This is a genomic window from Marivirga lumbricoides (genome assembly GCF_014636295.1).
In the GTDB taxonomy this organism is placed as follows: Bacteria; Bacteroidota; Bacteroidia; order Cytophagales; family Cyclobacteriaceae; genus Marivirga; species Marivirga lumbricoides.
On the sequence record NZ_BMEC01000001.1, the window covers coordinates 567,701 to 585,740 of the forward strand.

General features: G+C 34.8%; 28 protein-coding genes. 25 read left to right on the top strand and 3 right to left on the bottom strand.

Translation table 11 applies throughout. The features are described 5' to 3' along the window. Nucleotides 1-92 precede the first annotated feature (92 nt). The 25 genes from IEV85_RS02375 to IEV85_RS25185 all read left to right on the top strand — a co-directional run bounded on the left by IEV85_RS02375 (nt 93) and on the right by IEV85_RS25185 (nt 15,736). Nucleotides 93-779: a hypothetical protein gene (locus IEV85_RS02375; RefSeq protein WP_188460181.1), complete on the top strand. Its 687-nt coding sequence runs from the start codon at nt 93-95 to the stop codon at nt 777-779. Nucleotides 780-1,072: 293 nt separating this feature from the next. Continuing rightward, nucleotides 1,073-1,264 carry a hypothetical protein gene (locus IEV85_RS02380; protein ID WP_188460182.1) on the top strand — a complete coding sequence of 64 codons (192 nt, stop codon included), beginning with the start codon at nt 1,073-1,075 and terminating at the stop codon, nt 1,262-1,264. After that, on the top strand, nt 1,251-1,760 hold the full coding sequence (locus tag IEV85_RS02385) for an RNA polymerase sigma factor (protein WP_188460183.1): 510 nt from the start codon (nt 1,251-1,253) through the stop codon (nt 1,758-1,760). The genes IEV85_RS02380 and IEV85_RS02385 overlap by 14 nt, the downstream gene beginning before the upstream one ends. Before the next feature lies 1 nt (nt 1,761). Then, on the top strand, nt 1,762-2,424 hold the full coding sequence (locus tag IEV85_RS02390) for a hypothetical protein (protein ID WP_188460184.1): 663 nt from the start codon (nt 1,762-1,764) through the stop codon (nt 2,422-2,424). 309 nt (nt 2,425-2,733) lie between these two features. After that, nucleotides 2,734-3,108, top strand: a complete 375-nt coding sequence (locus IEV85_RS02395; RefSeq protein ID WP_188460185.1) for an ArsR/SmtB family transcription factor — start codon at nt 2,734-2,736, stop codon at nt 3,106-3,108. Then, nucleotides 3,105-3,704 carry a mercuric transport protein MerTP gene (merTP, locus tag IEV85_RS02400; protein WP_188460186.1) on the top strand — a complete coding sequence of 200 codons (600 nt, stop codon included), beginning with the start codon at nt 3,105-3,107 and terminating at the stop codon, nt 3,702-3,704. The genes IEV85_RS02395 and merTP overlap by 4 nt, the downstream gene beginning before the upstream one ends. Then, nucleotides 3,704-3,910 (top strand): DpnI domain-containing protein, encoded by a 207-nt coding sequence (locus IEV85_RS24805; RefSeq protein WP_229712475.1) that lies wholly within the window; start codon nt 3,704-3,706, stop codon nt 3,908-3,910. Before merTP ends, IEV85_RS24805 begins: the two co-directional genes overlap by 1 nt. Nucleotides 3,911-4,192: 282 nt before the next feature. Continuing rightward, nucleotides 4,193-4,495, top strand: a complete 303-nt coding sequence (locus IEV85_RS02405; protein WP_188460187.1) for a hypothetical protein — start codon at nt 4,193-4,195, stop codon at nt 4,493-4,495. Between the two features lie 2 nt (nt 4,496-4,497). Next, the gene (locus tag IEV85_RS02410; RefSeq protein ID WP_188460188.1) at nt 4,498-5,148 is read left to right on the top strand and encodes a GIY-YIG nuclease family protein; all 651 of its coding nucleotides are present in this window, start codon (nt 4,498-4,500) and stop codon (nt 5,146-5,148) included. Nucleotides 5,149-5,295: 147 nt separating this feature from the next. Further along, nucleotides 5,296-6,447 (top strand): serine hydrolase domain-containing protein, encoded by a 1,152-nt coding sequence (locus IEV85_RS02415; protein ID WP_188460189.1) that lies wholly within the window; start codon nt 5,296-5,298, stop codon nt 6,445-6,447. A gap of 239 nt (nt 6,448-6,686) precedes the next feature. After that, entirely contained in the window at nt 6,687-7,277 is a 591-nt protein-coding gene (locus IEV85_RS02420; RefSeq protein ID WP_188460190.1) for a TetR/AcrR family transcriptional regulator, read from the top strand. A 69-nt stretch (nt 7,278-7,346) separates the two neighbouring features. Continuing rightward, on the top strand, nt 7,347-7,784 hold the full coding sequence (locus IEV85_RS02425; protein WP_188460191.1) for a DUF6010 family protein: 438 nt from the start codon (nt 7,347-7,349) through the stop codon (nt 7,782-7,784). A gap of 32 nt (nt 7,785-7,816) precedes the next feature. Beyond that, complete coding sequence (locus IEV85_RS02430; protein ID WP_229712476.1) at nt 7,817-8,251, top strand: hypothetical protein; 435 nt, start codon at nt 7,817-7,819, stop codon at nt 8,249-8,251. 2 nt (nt 8,252-8,253) lie between these two features. Further along, entirely contained in the window at nt 8,254-8,577 is a 324-nt protein-coding gene (locus IEV85_RS02435) for a DUF3817 domain-containing protein (protein ID WP_188460193.1), read from the top strand. Next, entirely contained in the window at nt 8,574-9,089 is a 516-nt protein-coding gene (locus tag IEV85_RS02440; RefSeq protein WP_188460194.1) for an SRPBCC family protein, read from the top strand. The genes IEV85_RS02435 and IEV85_RS02440 overlap by 4 nt, the downstream gene beginning before the upstream one ends. Nucleotides 9,090-9,179: 90 nt before the next feature. After that, complete coding sequence (locus tag IEV85_RS02445) at nt 9,180-9,935, top strand: hypothetical protein (RefSeq protein ID WP_188460195.1); 756 nt, start codon at nt 9,180-9,182, stop codon at nt 9,933-9,935. Between the two features lie 380 nt (nt 9,936-10,315). Beyond that, nucleotides 10,316-11,062, top strand: coding sequence for a L,D-transpeptidase family protein (locus IEV85_RS02450; RefSeq protein WP_188460196.1), 747 nt, complete (start codon nt 10,316-10,318; stop codon nt 11,060-11,062). Nucleotides 11,063-11,561: 499 nt separating this feature from the next. Further along, nucleotides 11,562-11,906, top strand: coding sequence for a type II toxin-antitoxin system RelE/ParE family toxin (locus tag IEV85_RS02455; protein WP_188460197.1), 345 nt, complete (start codon nt 11,562-11,564; stop codon nt 11,904-11,906). 1 nt (nt 11,907) lies between these two features. Continuing rightward, nucleotides 11,908-12,234, top strand: a complete 327-nt coding sequence (locus IEV85_RS02460) for a helix-turn-helix domain-containing protein (protein WP_188460198.1) — start codon at nt 11,908-11,910, stop codon at nt 12,232-12,234. A 641-nt stretch (nt 12,235-12,875) separates the two neighbouring features. Continuing rightward, a complete protein-coding gene (locus IEV85_RS02465; protein WP_188460199.1) occupies nt 12,876-13,685 on the top strand; it encodes a helix-turn-helix domain-containing protein in 810 nt (269 codons plus the stop codon). 71 nt (nt 13,686-13,756) lie between these two features. Further along, a complete protein-coding gene (locus IEV85_RS02470) occupies nt 13,757-14,146 on the top strand; it encodes a VOC family protein (RefSeq protein ID WP_188460200.1) in 390 nt (129 codons plus the stop codon). Next, a complete protein-coding gene (locus IEV85_RS02475; protein WP_188460265.1) occupies nt 14,146-14,706 on the top strand; it encodes a sugar O-acetyltransferase in 561 nt (186 codons plus the stop codon). The genes IEV85_RS02470 and IEV85_RS02475 overlap by 1 nt, the downstream gene beginning before the upstream one ends. Nucleotides 14,707-14,716: 10 nt before the next feature. Continuing rightward, nucleotides 14,717-15,283 carry a glycoside hydrolase family 3 N-terminal domain-containing protein gene (locus tag IEV85_RS02480; protein WP_188460201.1) on the top strand — a complete coding sequence of 189 codons (567 nt, stop codon included), beginning with the start codon at nt 14,717-14,719 and terminating at the stop codon, nt 15,281-15,283. Next, complete coding sequence (locus IEV85_RS25180; protein ID WP_188460266.1) at nt 15,249-15,428, top strand: hypothetical protein; 180 nt, start codon at nt 15,249-15,251, stop codon at nt 15,426-15,428. The genes IEV85_RS02480 and IEV85_RS25180 overlap by 35 nt, the downstream gene beginning before the upstream one ends. Then, nucleotides 15,425-15,736: a glycoside hydrolase family 3 N-terminal domain-containing protein gene (locus IEV85_RS25185; RefSeq protein WP_188460267.1), complete on the top strand. Its 312-nt coding sequence runs from the start codon at nt 15,425-15,427 to the stop codon at nt 15,734-15,736. The genes IEV85_RS25180 and IEV85_RS25185 overlap by 4 nt, the downstream gene beginning before the upstream one ends. 718 nt (nt 15,737-16,454) lie before the next feature. Here the strand turns inward: IEV85_RS25185 and IEV85_RS02495 are convergent. From IEV85_RS02495 to IEV85_RS02505, 3 genes are all read right to left on the bottom strand, one after another. Next, nucleotides 16,455-17,114 (bottom strand): ATP-dependent Clp protease proteolytic subunit, encoded by a 660-nt coding sequence (locus IEV85_RS02495; protein ID WP_345259114.1) that lies wholly within the window; start codon nt 17,112-17,114, stop codon nt 16,455-16,457. After that, nucleotides 17,111-17,386 (bottom strand): hypothetical protein, encoded by a 276-nt coding sequence (locus tag IEV85_RS02500; protein ID WP_188460202.1) that lies wholly within the window; start codon nt 17,384-17,386, stop codon nt 17,111-17,113. The genes IEV85_RS02495 and IEV85_RS02500 overlap by 4 nt, the downstream gene beginning before the upstream one ends. Nucleotides 17,387-17,522: 136 nt before the next feature. Continuing rightward, nucleotides 17,523-17,900: an RNA polymerase sigma factor gene (locus IEV85_RS02505; protein ID WP_188460203.1), complete on the bottom strand. Its 378-nt coding sequence runs from the start codon at nt 17,898-17,900 to the stop codon at nt 17,523-17,525. Nucleotides 17,901-18,040 lie beyond the last annotated feature (140 nt).

Consider the following 18,040-nt stretch of genomic DNA (forward strand, 5'->3'; position numbering starts at 1 on the left):
TTTTGTATATTTGTTTACAGCTGAAAAGTTTGTGTTTTAAAACCGCTACTTTTCATATACGAGACCGTTAGGCAACATTAAAACTAAGCAAAATGAATTGTTACAATTGCGGAATTGAATTGACTGACGAAACTAACCACGTTGAACATATTCCCGCCAAAAATTTATTCAAAACATATCCGCCAGAATACAAAAAGGAATTATTGACAGTTCCCGCTTGTTATGATTGTAATATTGGGCTCTATTCCAAAATTGATCAAGAGATCAGAGATGCTATTGGAATTTTAAATGAAAATGATGATTTGAAAGAAGAAATGACCGCTAAAGCTGTACGCTCAATAATGAGAAAAAGCAATTGGAAAGAAAGAGTATTCAGTATTGAGGGAGGAAAATCATTTGAAATTAGCTTCAGCTACAATGACATTGAAAAATTACATATTAAAAATTTCAAAGGATTATTTTACTCAAAATATGGAAAATCAATATCAGAGGAATACCAAATCAGAACAATCGCAGAAGGAGACGAAGAAAACGAAAAATTGCAAAAAGTTAAAGGATATTTCAGAGAGTATATTGACTATGAAACTGATTGGAGTAATATTGGACATCCAACTGTTTTTCAATATAAAATAAAAGCTATGATTCCTGGAGAAAACGATATGTTTTATGATGGAGAAAATATTGAAGATGCGATAGGATTTGTTTGCACAATGGAATATCACGGATTATTGAAACCACTTGTAATAGCCCAATCGAATGAAATTATTAATAAAAAATAACGTTGCCTAACACCGTATAACAACAATTGCGGCATTGTGTCCTGCGGACACAACCGCGCAAGCATAAAAGTTGAGAATTTTAGCTATCTTAGTTTTCAAACAATCCGCAACTGATTGTTATACAAGACCGTTATGTGCAAGCAGAAGAAACTTACGGAATAACATCAAAATTCTTCATTGAAAGTTAAAGTCGAGTTCTTGGCCGAAAAAAAATATTGAAAAAAGTGTGATTTTTGAAACCATTGTGCGAATAATTAAGAAAAGACGAATTTTTCTTAATAAACGGAACTCAAATGGAAAACAAAAACATCGGATTAATAATTGTTGCCGTAATGGTATTTACAATATTATCAACAGGTTGTAGCATTTCAATAACTAGAAATTATTATAGTGAAAAACCAAAAACGCCAATAAAAACAGACAGCACAACCTATTTAGTAAAATTAGGTTCTCATTTACCCAAACCTAATTATGAACAGAAATAAGACAGACAACTTTCTGAATATAATTGAGAGCAATAAAGGCATTCTTTACAAAGTGGTAAACTCATATTGTCGGAATAATGAAGATAGAAAAGACCTCATTCAAGAAATTATATTGCAATTGTGGAAATCTTATGACAACTACAACGAAACATTCAAATACTCAACTTGGATGTACAGAATTTCTTTGAACGTAGCCATTTCATTTTACAGAAAAGAGAATAGTAGAAAACGAATTTCAAATTCGCTAACAACTGAAATTTTCGATTTTTCCGACACAGAAATAGCCGAAGAAAAAGAAACCAACTTTGGCTTCCTAAACCAAATAATTTCAGAATTAAACGATTTGAACAAAGCGTTAATGTTACTCTATCTCGAAGAAAAAAGTTACAAGGAAATTTCAGAAATCATCGGAATTACCGAAACCAATGTTGCAACAAAAATCGGCAGAATAAAAAGCAAAATAAAAAAGGAATTCAATCAACTTAAAAATCAATAAAATGGAAAATATAGAACTTATAAATATTTGGAAAAAACAAAATGCCAAAATAGAAAAAACGTTGGTAATTAATAAATTACTTTTAAAAGAGACAATTGGCAGAAAGGCAGAATCTACTTTAAAAGGCTTGGTTAAATTAAAAACGGCAGGTATAGTATCATTTGTATTTTACCTTCTCATATTGGGATATGCTCTATTGTATGCTATTTCAAATTATTCTTCGGCAAGTAATTATTTTATTGTTTCAGTTTCAGCAATCGCTTTGATAAATATAAAAGGGTTTGCAGACTATATTAAACATCTTGCTTGGACAAAAAATATAAATTACGATGGTAGCATAATGGAAATTCAGAAACAATTATCAAGACTTCAACTTTCCATAATTGACCACGCCAAAATTATGTGTTTACAATTTCCCTTTTTTACAACATTTTATTTGAGTGACAATTGGTTTCCACAAAACGTAGGATTACCTTATATTATCTTTCAAATAATCCTAACAGGTAGTTTTATTTACTTTTCCTTTTGGTTGTATAAAAATCACAAACCCGAAAACTTAAATAAAAAATGGTTTAGAAATTTAATAGCAGGTTCGGGCGGAAAATCCGTTGAAAAAGCCATCGAATTTTACAGAGAAATGGAAGAGTTTGAGAAAGAAAATTAAATGAACGGGAAAAAAGCCAGCACATAACAACGTATATAATTTATTGCTGGCGTTTCGCTTACTTACGAAAGTCCTCACGAACTTTCTTGGTTGGTAATTATTTACTAAATTAGTTGCTTAAACCACGCAACAAACCATATACAAATACGTTACCCACAAGCTGAAAACCAGCCGCACAAACAGCACATTTATTTTTTCCCACCGCAAATAGCCAACGCTCAAAAAAATAAAAGAGCTGTTTTTTTCCAACGCTTCACAATATTGTATTTAAGTATTTGCTTAAATAAGAAATAAGTGTAACTTTGCGATATGGAAAATAATTCTTGCATAAGACAACAAGCCGATATTGAACAAATAAATCGTTGCAAAGACACAGTTTCTGAATTAAACGAATCGTTCGACTATTTGGCAAATGGACTTTCATTAGTCGGAAATAGCGTTCGACTGAAAATCCTTTACCTACTCTTTGAAGAAAAAAGACTTTGCGTTTGTGATTTGAGCGATATTCTCGGGATGAACATTTCTGCTATTTCTCAACATTTGAGAAAAATGAAAGACCGAAATTTATTAGAAACAGAAAGAGATGCTCAAACGATTTTTTACTCACTCACGGCTGAATACGAAAAAATGCTAAATCCATTCTTTGAGATACTTGATAAAAACAAAATTTTAGAAACGATATGAAAAGCGAAAACAAATTAATTGGTGCAGGTTTGTTAACTGCAATTACAGCTTCATTATGTTGTATTACACCAGTTTTGGCTCTAATCGCAGGAACAAGTGGAATTGCTTCAACATTTTCTTGGATTGAACCATTTAGACCTTATTTAATCGGACTGACAATTTTAGTTCTTGGCTTTGCTTGGTATCAAAAACTTAAACCTCAAAAAGAAATAGACTGTGATTGTGAGACGGACGAAAAACCAAAATTTATTCAATCAAAAAAGTTTTTAGGAATTGTAACCGTATTTGCAATTGTAATGTTGGCTTTCCCATATTATTCTGGAATTTTTTACCCAAACACAGAAAAACAAATAATTGTAGTTGACAAATCGGACATTAAAACCACCGAATTTAAAATCAGCGGAATGACTTGTGCGAGTTGCGAAGAACACGTAAATCACGAAGTAAATAAACTCAATGGAATTGTAAATTCAAAAGCGTCATACGAAAATGGAAATGCAATCATTGAGTTTGACAAAACCAAAACCAACGAAACGGAAATCGAGAAAGCAATTAACTCAACAGGTTATAAAGTAACCGACAAAAAAGAAAATTAATGGAAGTTCAATTAAAATCAGAAATTACTTGTCCAAATTGTGGACATAAAAAAGTAGAAGAAATGCCAACAGAATCCTGTCAATTCTTTTACGAATGTGATAATTGTAAAAAAGTATTACGACCAAACGAAGGCGATTGTTGTGTCTATTGCAGTTTTGGTTCAGTAAAATGTCCTTCAATACAACATAAAGAAAGTTGTTGCTAAAAAGCCAACGCTAAAAGCCATACACATTTGCAATTCGCACGAGCCAACGCTACGCCAAAAATTGCAAAAGAGTATGTCTTTGCCAACGCTGAAAACCAAGCTGAACGGAATAAAGCCAGTGGGTAACAACGTATATAAAAAATAGCGGTTTAGGTGCTAACCTGAACCGTTTTTGCATTTAATTAAGTATCTTGCTTTCCGAAAATTTAGTGCTTAAAATCCGCTACTTTTCATATACAAGACCGTTAGCTACCATATTAACAAACCAAAAAACAAATAAAAATGGCAGGAATTTTAACAAGAATTAAAATTAAGCATGTACAAGGAGCAGACATTGCTTATTTCTATGAAAAAGAAATTTTAGACCAAATTGGATTAATTCCAACTGATTTTGACACTAATGAAACTTTTTTCAATGTCGGAGATGAATTTGAGTTCGGTGAGAGAAGGTATAGAGTAGTAAATATTTACTCAAAATTCTTCAATCAAATACATGAGCCTCATGACTATGGAGTTAATATTTACGGAGTTGGAGAACAACAACCTTTTAACTTTCAAATTACTTATGAAGTAGAAAATGCATAAGTATGACAAAAACTGAAATAGAAGAATATCTGCTTAAGCTTGAGCACAAATTACTTATTGAATCTGAAAAGCATTCCATTAAGCTAACTCGAGAATGGGCAAAATCTTTCCCCATAGAATCCGCAGTCTATTTGTTTCGAGAAAAAAATGAAATATGCTATGTTGGAGAAACAGGAAGTCTGAGAGGAAGAATGACAGATATTCTAAATACTAAAAATCACACTATCAGAAGAAATCTAGGGCATTTTCATTATTCTGATTTGCCAAATTATAAAAAGGCTTCTTCTAAAGTAAGTTTTCCAGAAGAAATTGAAAGGATGCTAAACAGTTGGATTGAAGAAAATATCACGGTGTCCTATATCCTTGTTGACTTAGGGCGAAAAGAATTAGAAGAGCGTCTCTTTGACAAATTACAACCAAAGTACTGTTTAAAAGGGAAAAGAGGTACGAAGAAGGCATATACAAAAGCTGAGAAACAACTTGAATATAAGAATGCCTATGCACCTTGGACAAAAGAAGATGATGAAAAACTAGAATTACTTTTCTGTGAAGGAAAATCAATAACAGAATTAAGTAAGATATTCGATAGAAATGGTGGTGCAATTCATTCGCGAATAAATAAACTTGAATTAAATGAAAAATACGGTAGCTAACACAGTACATATTGCAGGGCGGGGTCCGGTGGTACGCCAACTGCGGATTTCGGAGCGCTGTTCCGTGTCCTTCGGACAGGAACGCGCTCCGAAATCCGCCCCGACAACATGTACCAACCGTTGTAGGTAATTTAAGAACAGCACGAAATGAGAAATATAATCATACTTTTTATAAGCTTAATCGGTCTAACAGGTTGTGCTCAGAATGAACTAAACAGCGAAATTCCTGATTCCGTAAAAATTCGAATTGACTCATTGTTTTCTGAATTTGATAACCTGAATTGCCCGGGCTATGCAATCGGAATATCAAAAAATGGAAAAACACTTTATAAAAACGGCTATGGTTCAGCTAATTTGGATTATAACATACCGATTGAATCGAATTCAGCATTTAGTATCGCTTCGGTTTCAAAACAATTCACTGCAGCCTGTATCGCATTATTGATTTTAGAAAATAAGATATCATTGGAATCTGCTGCAGCTGACTTTATTCCAGAATTAAGAAAATACTCAGATACTATACGAATTAAACATCTTATATATAATACTAGTGGGATTACAGACTATCCGCGTCTGAACCGAAAAAGTGGCAAATCTTGGATTACATTTAACTACTTTGATATTGATGAATGTATTTCAACTTCTCTTGAAGAAGAAACCCTTCAATTTAAACCTGGAGATAAATGGGATTATTGCAACGTAAACTTTATGCTACTCACAAAAATCGTTGAAAAGATAAGTGGACAATCGTTTAGTGAATTTGCAAAAAGACAATTATTTGAGCCATTAGGAATGAAAAACACCCTTATCAATGATGACATAACACAAATAATTAAAAATAGAGTTACTCCTTACAATCCTAGAACAGAAGAATATTTGGATGGATATAATGAATATGGTATTAAACTCAAAGAAGAAGGGGAATATATTCAACATCCAAGAAATTCACCTCATTATGGGGGAAGTGGAGTAGTAACTACTATTGATGATTTACTGAAATGGAGCTCAAATATGACAAGAAAAAGTTTTGGTGGAGAGGAATTTTATGACTTGATGCACAAAACCATAAAGTTTAACCACGACAGAGACAATCAAGTTTTTGGTCTATACATTGGAAATTTTAAAGGACGAAAAATAGTCGCTTGGGATGGAGGAGATTGGGGAATTAGCTCTCAATTATTGCGATTTCCTGATGACGGAATTGCAGTAATAGTGCTTTCAAATATTGGTTCAGGAGAGGCTTACCGCAAAGTAAACGGAATTGCAGATATTTTAATTGATGAAGGAATCTTAAAATAAAACTACCTACAACAAGGTATATAAAAAATAGGCGATATATCAGCAAATTTAAGGCTTTTGGCTAGTATCAAAATTTGTGTTTAACCGAAAGGTTCGTGCTTAGAAATCGCCTACTTTTCATATACTAATCGTTACCTGCAACCCATAAAAGACGACACCGCAACAGGACAACGAACCAATCGAAATTTTGGAACTACGATACTTATTTGTTTCTTTGAAAAATACTAAGTGGTATCTTTATGAAAAAAGCAGCGACAACACGGCTGACAATTCTACAAAAAGCATTTGAACTGATTTACGTTAAAGGTTATCAGACAACAAGCATTGACGACATTATCGCCACGACACAAGTAACAAAAGGTGCATTTTATTACCATTTCAAAAACAAGGACGAAATGGGACTCGCCATTATTAACGAAATCCTGAAACCAACGCTCACAAAAAGTTTTATAGAACCGTTGCAAAACGAACAAAGTCCATTGGTCGCTATTTACAACTTGATTTACAACCTGCTAATGGAAAACGAGTTCTTGAAAGTTGAATATGGCTGTCCTGCTTCAAATTTCACTCAGGAAATGACACCTTGGAATACTGATTTTAATAATGCTCTAAACGAAATAACCAATCAATGGACAAAAGTAATGACCACCACCATTGAGAGAGGAAAAGAAAACGGATTTGTCCGCAAAGACGTAAATGCAAAACAGGTAACAACTTTTGTAATGTCAGGCTATTGGGGCATACGAAACTTTGGAAAATTAGAGAATAGCAAGAAGGCTTATCTACCTTACTTAAAGGAACTTAAGAACTATCTAAAAAGCCTAGAATAATTTTTTTCTTTAAAAACATACCAACTAGTATGTTTTATTATATCTTTGCAACAGAAAATTGGAAGAAATATGGATACACATAATCACATTGTTCCCGACTTTACAATAAATGCTGCATTAGCGGCCGTGTTGATTGCTTTTGCATTTATCACAATAATGTCGTTTGTAAAAGAGCCCTATCGACAGAAAATAAATGCACTATTAATCGCGGGGGCAGGGGCAGTTTATTGGAGTGGCGGTTTAGGTGTTTGGGAATTTGTTTTTGGTTCGCTGATGCTATTTATTGCTTACAAAGGATTGAAACATTATTACTTTATTGGTATTGGTTGGCTTTTGCACACAGGGTGGGACATACTGCACCATCTATACGGCAATCCAATCGTTTACCTTGAACCTTCTTCTTCGGCTGGTTGTGCGGTATGCGACCCAATACTTGCACTTTGGTTTTTCCTTGGAGCACCTACAATTTGGAAAGTATTTAAAAAACAAAAAACGATTACAGCTTAGGTATGTATTCAACGCTTTTATTCTTGCACTCCTTGGTTCGTTGGCTTGTATTAGTGTTTTTAGTGTATTCCATTTACAGAGCATTTGTGGGCTATACGAGAAACAAGTCTTTTTCAAAAACCGACAATGCTTTTCGACATTGGACAGCAACTGTTGCTCATATTCAATTGATGATTGGAATAATCCTTTATACTCAAAGTCCTGTTGTAAAATATTTTTTGGCAAATACTAAAACCGCCTTACAGAATTTAGACTTAACATTTTACGGTCTGATACATATTTTCTTAATGTTGACAGCCATTGTTGTATTGACAATAGGCTCCGCCTTAGCAAAACGAAAACCAACGGACAAAGAGAAATTTAGAACAATGTTGGTTTGGTTTTCTATTGTACTAATCATCATTTTCATTGCCATTCCCTGGTCATTTTCACCGCTATCAAGCCGACCAAACTTTAGAACATTTTAATTATGAAGAAATTTTTTACAACAACAATAGGGCGTTTACGCCTTTTCGCTTTTTTAGAAGGAATCTCATTAATTATTTTGGTTTTCATAGCTGTTCCACTAAAGTATTACTTTGATAATCCTTCGCTATCAAAAAATCTTGGACCGATACACGGAGCATTGTTCCTTTTGTTTGTATTTAACGCTTTACGTGTTGGTATAGAACAACAATGGAAATTCAAGGAAACAACCTGGAAAGTTCTTCTTGCCTGTTTTGTTCCATTTGGCACATTTTATGTTGACTATAAAATTCTTCGTAACATAAAAACGGATGAAAACCCAATATGAATAAAACGGCAACAATATTTCTATTCACAGTTGTATTCATAAGTTGTGGCGGTATAAATAGTCATAATTGTAAAGGCCAAAAAGATATGAATTCACCACTTATAAAGGAATTTACATACAATGCACCAGTTGAAGAAGTTTGGCAAGCATTAACGGAAACTGAAAAAATGAAAGAATGGTATTTTCCTCAATTGCAAAAATTCGAACCTAAAGTCGGTTTTAAATTTCAATTTGAAGATGACAATGCTGAATATCAAAAAGTGTGGATTGTAACCAAAGTAACGGAAGGCAAAACTTTGGCACATACTTGGGCATACAAAGGCTATTCGGGAAGTTCAGAAGTAATATTTGACTTATTGTCGGAAGGGGACAAAACCAAATTAAGGGTGACTCAAACCGATTTGGAAAGTTTTCCCAACCATCCACATTTCAAAAGAGAACGGTTTGAATGGGGTTGGAATAATCTTCTTGGACAGAATCTAAAGCATCTTCTTGAAAAGAATAATAAATAAAAAAAAGGGCAGCAGGTAACGTGTATAGTGCATAGCCCCCTTCGGGATGCTACGACACCATACACTAGCGTTGTAGCGCATTGACTAAAAATGAAAAAACTAAAATACATACTTTCGATTTTGTTGGTAATTTGGGGATTGCTTATGGCTTGGTCTAAACTTTTCTCTGTTGGTCCACATTTTCCTTTCCTAACACTTTTGATAGTAGTTGCTCTGATTTTAGGAATTAGTAAATACAAAAAAGCGAACTTAACTTTCCTAGCATCCGCTTGCCTTTGGTTAATATCAAGTGCCGAAACAATTGGCTTTGTGATATTCTTCGATGAAGGTAATTACGGAAGAATGATATTAGGTGTTATTCCCTTTTCATTAAGCATTGGACTTCTTTTATCAACTCAAACTAAACTTAAATTAATAAATACGAATGCTAAAAAAGTTTTTTTAGCATCTCTATTTGTATTAATAGGCATTGGTTCTTATGCATACAAGCCAACTACCAAAGAAGTTAATTGTTGGTATTTTTTGGACAGTGGAAAAACTTACAATGTCTTGTTAGCAGAAGCACCTGAAAGAACCTTTGAGGTTGAGTTATCATCAGACGAACTTAAAAATGAAGTTAAAGCAGATGCTTTACAATATGAAGGACGAGATGGGTACTACTGTCCTGAAACAAAAGTGCGAGTGGTAACCAGATTTGGGACAATAATTTCAGCGCAAATAATGTCATTTAGAAATAGTGAGATCGATAAGAAAGTAACATTTAGTAGTCCAACAAAAATTCCTTTGAATAAGGTTAATGGAAAACTAGAGATTCTCAAGCCATTTTTACTAAGCGTATGGAATTAAAAAAACGCACTACGACACTATGTGCTATGAAAAGCCATAAGAAAGCCAGCCAACCATAAATGGTAGGTTTGTTCTATGAATTTACGATATTTAATTCAAACTAAAGTCCCTAAAATTTTACTAGTCCAAATCCTTCACTTATTCTCCAGAAACAAAACCAGAAAATTTCCTTTCTAATATAGACCTGCTTCCAGGTATTTTTCATTGGTTTTTGATAAATAGTTAGGATTTGAAGTAGGAAGAAAGTATGTTAATAACTATTAAAGCCAAGCTGGTATTAAGCATTTGTAAATGTTTGTTGTCGGTTAGTAAGAAAATATAATGTAGCTAAATGAACCTTTAGGTGTATTTAGCCAATTGTTGGGTAGCATTTGAGAAAAATGAACAGAAAGATACTTTTAGCAGTAGGACTAATCATAGCTGTCGCCATCTTTTTGAAATATGGTAGGTCAGTCTATATGCCTGCGATAAATAAGATGAAGGGTAACGAGACTGTTGAATCAAGAACTACTGCCATCGAGGGAGAAGTATGGAGCCGACTTGAAAACAACTTGAATATGGCAGGTTACAAAATGGACTTTCCTAAGGAGATTATCTTAGCAGCATTTAAAGAAGAAAGAGTGTTACAGGTATACTCAAAGGATTACAATGGAATTAAGTTCATTAAGGAGTATCCGTTTACTGCATTCAGCGGTAATCTTGGACCCAAATTAAAAGAAGGCGACAAGCAGATACCAGAAGGGATTTATGAGGTTGAATATCTAAATCCTAACAGCTCATTCTATCTTTCCATAAAAGTGAGTTACCCAAACGACTTTGACAAGGCTAAAACTGAACTATCGGACATTGCTAATATGGGCGGAGATATTTTTATACACGGTAAATCAGCAACTATTGGGTGCATTCCGATTGGTGATGAAGCTATTGAAGAAGTGTTCCTTTTAACACAGAAGGCAATAAACAATGGTGTTAAGGTAATAATTAGCCCAAGAGACTTTCGAACGAATTCTGAATACCCAAATATTTCGGGTATAGAATGGGAGAACGAATTGTATGAACTAATTGAAAAAGAAATAAAAACGCTACCCACGGATCAAATGGTGAACTTCCCCAACTATACTCTTTAAAATTTGAGAGTTCTGCACAACGGACAACCTATTCAATTGAATATGAATTAATTGTAAGTTCTGTTTACATACAATTCAAAGTTGAAGAGGAAGGAAAGTATATTTATAATGGGGAATTAACATGCTCATTTGAAGATACCAACACTGAATATTCGTGCCGGTTCAGATACGAAATAGTTGGAACCAAACAGTAATAAACTCACCCTAACAATCTCTGATCTGCCATGTGTCAATCTGCTTTTTTAAAGTGTATCTGGACTCGACCGCTGCTCTGCCCATTCTGAGACATCATCGCTCTTATCAGCTTCTTTGGTTCTGGACTTGTACTTGTGAAACGCAGTGAATCGTGGATACTGTTGCGGGGTTGGTAGTTCCGCTATATTTCGAGCTATCTCTGAACACACAGCAGATAGCTTGGCGTTAGGTGTCAGCCTATTTATAAAGTTGCTATATTTAGAAACTTTCTCTACTTTTGAAATGTTACAATAAGCAGTTGTTAATGAAATACTTTGAAACTATTTTCCTTAATGATGCAGAAGACTTTGTAGCCACTCTTGATAAGAAATCTATCAAGAAAGTACTTTATAATATTGATTTAGCAGAGCAAACAAAAGATCCTGGTCTATTTAAAAAATTAGAAAAAGACATTTGGGAATTTAGAACCAAGTATTTAGGTATACAAATTCGCTTACTAGCGTTTTGGGATAAGGAAGGGAACAAAGAGACATTGGTTTTGGCAACGCATGGGTTTATAAAGAAAACCGATAAAGTTCCTAAAAAGGAGATTGATAGAGCAGTTGTTATCAGAATGAAATACTTTGAAGACAAAAAAAACAATAAATGATATGGCTACCAAGGAAATGAGAAGGACAACATTGTCTGAGATGAAGGACAGATATATCGGCCAAGTGGGAACTCCTGATAGAGATTCCTATGAGTATGAATTGAAAATGGAAGTGTTAGGCAAAATGATTAAGTCTGCGAGAAAAGAAAGAAATATGACTCAGGAACAATTAGGTAAACTTATTGGAGTTCAAAAATCCCAAATTTCTAAATTAGAAAGTAGCGCTAACAGCGCAACTATAGATACTATTATGAAAGTTTTTAAAGCATTGAAGGCTGATATCAACTTTCACGTAAAGTTAGAAGACGACTTTGTAAAACTAGCATAAAGAAATAAAGCCGAACATCCAATCAAGAGTAGACGGCCATGAGCTATAATCCCACAATCTGCCCCGACTTTTTTATCGGGGGTGCCCCTTCTCATCCGCTGGGTAGACTAATCTTTGTAAGCAATCCTCCTTATAGGATTCCATTTACTTTTTAAACTGTTACTCCTGTTTATGCGGGAAACACGGGCGCAATCCTGGTTGGGATGCTTGCGATTACTTTAGTGGCAGTGCTGATACAGCAACCCCGTTCAGAGCATTTTATTGCCAAAAGCACATCCTCGTAGAGCTTTAATTTTTTATTTACTAATTATGAAACAGGAATCAATCTCAATGGAAGTCGTTCATCCGCATGCAGGGGATGTCGATGTAGGTAGCAGCTAGCATTGGGAGGCTATAGGGCAATCCGAAATGAATCTGCATGCATTTGGCGTCTTCAACCCAGATTTATTCACCATGGTGTATTCCTTATCTCAATCTGGAAGAATATCTATTCCCAGACCAGAAAAGAAAACTCCGATTGGTCAAGCGAATTAAAAAACAAATCGATAAATTCGGTCTGACTAATGAAGATATTGGATTTACAAATGACTTATTACCAATTGTTTAAATTTACGTTAGTCAGAATCTAAAGAGAGACCGACTTGCTAAACATTGAAACATATAAGCCCGAACGATTCTCTGATTTAATTGAAAGAATTTGGATTGCAGATAATTTTGAAAAAGAAGTGAACCTGGTAATTCCCCCCAATCAATATGTTAATCTGGTTTTTCCTCTTAATAGTTCTAAATTTAATCGAAATCAAATCCGGATAAATACACCTCAAATAGAAGGTATATCAACTCAAAAAACAGTTTTAACCTACCCGGCTAATACAAAATTGATTGGCATCAGATTTTTTGCATTTGGCTTGTATCCGTTTGTTAAGTTACAGGGGAAAGAACTGATTAATAATTCCATTCCTTATCCTCCTGACACTGAAAAAATAAAGAAAACTATTGATTTTCCTATGGACGAATGTGATACTAATAAGATTGATAAGCTGTATAACTTACTAAGTGAGCTTTTTTGTCAAAAATCTTATGATGACATCTCTCCTATCATGAACTTTTACAATCAATTCAGATGGGAGGATGAAACACATACCATTGAAGATTATTGTAAAAAATCAGAAACAAACTATACATCACTTAACCGGAAATTCACCAAAATAGTAGGGTTAAGCCCAAAAGGGTTTGAGAGACTCATAAAGTTCCGCAAATCATTATGTAGTTTAATTGACAGTGAAGATAGTCTCACTTCAATAGGAGCAAATTCAGGGTATTTTGACCAGGCCCACTTTATTCGGGAATTTAAGATATTTCTAAATCAAACGCCATCAAATTACAAAGCATTAATAAAACAGACGGATAAACAAAGTCAAATCATTAACTATAATTTCAAATTATTTTAGTGTTTAAAATATACAATTCTTAAAAATTTTCTCGCTCTAATTTTGTGCTGTAATATTAAATATAATACAGCATGAAAATAGAACATGTAGCCATTTGGGCAAAAGACCTTGAAATTATAAAAGAGTTTTATGCCAAGTATTTTGGGATGCAGTGTAGTGAGAAATATACAAATTCCCAAAAGTGTTTTTCTTCCTATTTTTTATCATTTGCGGGGGCTAAAACAAGATTAGAAATTATGAGTCGTCCAGAGATAGAAGATCTGGACAGAAAACATTCTACATCTTACGGATTAACACATTTTTCAATCTCAGTGGGGAGCAAAAGTAAAGTTGATCGCTTAACTGAGAGATTTCGTAAGGATGGTTATCATATTGTTGGAGAACCTCGAACTACGGGTGATGGGTATTACGAAAGTGTTATTGAGGATTGCGAAAGCAATTGGGTCGAAATTGCAGAATAATGAAAACAGAAAAGCAAAAAATGTTGATGGGCGAACTATACGATCCGTCTGATAGAGAATTATCAAATGATCGCTTGCAAGCCAGATTATTATTAAAAGAATTGAATGATTCGAGAGAGGACGAAGCATCAAAAAGAGTGGATCTTTTGAAAAAGTTGATTCCCAACACCGGAGTCAACTTGTATATACAAACACCTTTTTACTGTGATTATGGTGAAAACATCGAGATTGGCAATGATGTCTATTTTAACTTCAATTGTGTGATATTAGATGTTAATCGAGTCAAAATTGGTAGTAGAACAATGTTTGGACCCAACGTCCAGGTTTATACAGCTACACATCCCATAGATTATAAAGAGCGTGCATCAGGACTGGAATTTGCAAAACCTATTACTATCGGTGAAGATGTTTGGATTGGTGGTAGTGCCATCATTTGCCCGGGAGTAAGTATAGGTGATAGAAGCATAATTGGTGCAGGAAGTGTTGTGACAAAAGATGTTCCTTCCGATGTGTTTGCAGCAGGGAATCCATGTGTAATTATCAGAAATCTGAAAACCTAAACCTAATATAATGACTATAAAAGAACAGATTATAAAGGATTCTTATGCCGTACTACTGCCTGCCTTTACGGAGTTATCGTTAAGCCTTACAATTAGAAATTTTCTTACAAATGGTGGCTGTTCAATTCTACTTGCTGAAACCAGAGAGGAATATGTAAATAGAGAGATGAGCGCTGAAAGACAACAAAATGAAACTCAAGAAGCTATTAAGCAACTGATTGATGAAGCAAAGAAAATTCAGCCAGGCTTAATTGTTGCGGTTGACCAGGAGCTGGTAGGCATTAATAGATTGCATGTTTTATCTTCAAATACACCCACTAGAAAAGAGGTAAAATTGATGAATCCTACGGCTTTGGAGTCAATTTGTTCAGACATAGCTATTGAGGCCAGGGAAATGGGAGTTAATTGTTTTCTGGCCCCTACATTAGATATTGTTAAAGGTAAGAATCCCTGGTTACTGGGAAGAACATGGACAACAGATGTCTATGAGTTGATTAAAATATCAGCGGCCTTTATTAAATGGAGTTCAAAAAGAGAAGGTAATTGCAACGGCAAAACACTTTCCAGGATATTGTAATATAGAATTAGATCCAGCAACAAATATTGATGCAATAATGGATGCCTCAATTACTGAGGTTGAAGAGAATTATTTACCACTTAGGACGGCCAGCGAATGTAATGTGGAAATGCTTATGGTAGGCCCTGCTATTGTTGAACAATAGATGAAAAAAATCCTGCATTAATTTCAAAAACAGTTATCCAAAAGCTACGTAACGAAATCGGGTTTAAAGGAATTATTTTGAGTGATGATTTGGATACCAAAGCAAGTATACGGCACGATTCGATCGAAGATATGGCCATTAAAGCATTAAAAGCAGGATGCAATTATCTACTTATGGCAGATGTTGACGACCACATAATGAGAGTTGCTGATGAAATTCAAAATCTTATGAAAACAGATAACCATTTTTTTAAACATGTAAGCAATTCAGCCAATAAAATTCGAAAGTTAGCGGATAAATATTCGTAGAATAGTTTTTCTTTTAATAAATGTATTTAATTAGGCTACTCATGGAAAATGAAATTGAACTCAAAAACTAGATATACTGACCTTAATAAGTGTTTCTTAAACTTTAAAACTAAGCATAAAACCTCAAAAAAGAGAAATTTCACTAAATATTGAGATTTCAATTACACTTTAAGGTATTTTAAACAAAATTTTATTCTTTATCTTTTTGCTACTATATAAGTAGCTTAAACGGATAGTTGCAAAGCCACCTTTGCAGAACTCACCCAGCCAAAGGGCTGGCAGGCTCTTGATTCGTCTTTGACAAATCTGTCCCCTCTCTCTTGAGGAGAGAGGGGAGAAATCTCGTAAAAATCGATATTATTCATTAAACTTACTATTGTTACGTAACAATGACCGCTGCAAATATTCCCTTCTCTTCATAAAAGAGAAGGGTGGGCCCCGCCAGCTGGCGGGGTTCGGGATGAGTTCAAAAAGCTGGAAGTCGACAATCGCTGACCAGCGGCAAGTTATCTCATTTGAAGTTCAGTTCCAATAACTGCGATGACTTGATCAAAAAGATACAAAAAATCAAGATCCGTCAGTTGACGGACTACCACGCTACAATTCAACGCGCTCCTCGTCTTTTTGTCGACCAGCCCGCTCGGTTTTAGCAAGACTTGTCCAGAACAATCGGGATATTATTTGGTTATCGAACAGTACTGTATTTATCATGAGCTCCCTAATTAAGTCTACTACCATAAAAGCTAACACCTGCTTCAGTATTCATCATCTTGATCAGGTTGGAAGTATCTCCCAGCACTTCATCTACAAAGCCAAATTCTTTTGCTTCTATAGCATTGAGGTAGCGATCGCGTAGAAAAAAGGTCTCTATTTCTTTCCAGGTATGTCCGCTGTTTTTACCCATAATATGGAATAATTGGGTTTGCAGTCTTTCCTGCTCATGCATGGCTATTCGCACATCTTCAGTATAACCTTTAGCGCCACCTCCTGTAGGATGCTGATGAATAGTAGCCTGTGCCAGCGCGTACCTTTTACCTTTGGCTCCCGAGGTAAGCAAAGCAGTGCCCATGCTACCGGAAAAGCCAACGGCCACTGTAGAAACCGGGGCCGATATCATTTGCATAGCATCATAAATAGCTAAACCTGCATAAACAGAGCCTCCGGGGGACTGAATATACATATCAATCTGTTGTTTCGGGTTTTGGCTGTTAAGATAAAGCAGCTGAGCTACCACCACATTTGCTACCTGATCATCAATGGCTGAGCCTAAAAAAATAATTCTTTCTTTCAAAAGCAGACTGAATATATCATAAGCGCGTTCGCCTCTGCTATGCTGATCTATCACCATTGGAATTAATCCGGATTGAATACTCATCATCTTTTAAATTTAAATATTGACATAATTCGGTGCTGAAATGACTGGTACTTGGACATTGAAAACAGTTGATGCTCTACTTGCCGAATCTCCTGTAAGAGCTTTTGTCTACCGTGTAAACGGATTACCTCGTAAGCAGTCAGTTGCCATTCTGCTGTTTTCCTCAGCTCAGCATTGGTTAAAGTTTTTGCCTCTGTAAGCAGTCGATCAGGAAGATTCCCCTGCTGCAACAGTAAGTTTTCTATTTCCAAAGTTTCATTCAAAGAAGTCCTCATAGTGTAATGATTTTTGCTTTATCTCTTCTCTTATTTTTTCCAGACATTTATATTTTTGCACCGTAGCTGAACGCTCACTTTTATAACCAAAGCGACCTGCCACCTGCTTCATTGAAAGCTTTTCGTAGTAGAAAGATTACAGCAAATTCATACACTTTGCCCCTGATTTTTGCAGATACAGCAAAAGTTTATGAGTGAGGGGTATTTGAATATTATCTTCAGATATCTCTATTTGTTCAATACGCTCATTGCCTACAACTTGCTGACGATGTTTTAACCATTGCTTTTTCACTATTCCCATCAGGTAAGCTTTATCACTTACTTGTGGCTTGAAATCTTTAAGCATCAGTTTTTCATAGTATAAAACTATTGCCTGCTGAAAAACCTCTTTGGCTTCCTCCAATTCACCTCCCTTACGCTTAATATATAAAGCTGCTACAGGAAAAACCTCCTCATACCACTGAATTATTGCCAGTTCTCTGGTTTGTGTATTCTGTTCATCAAATACAATCATGGCTTCACTTTTATAACTAAGTTCTCATTTTAGAAGAAATATCACCTATATTTCTCGCTTTTTTTCAAGCATGCTGCAAGCACCACATTATCAAGAAACATAGATCGCTTATTATCAGTTACTTAAATCAGATTTCATTA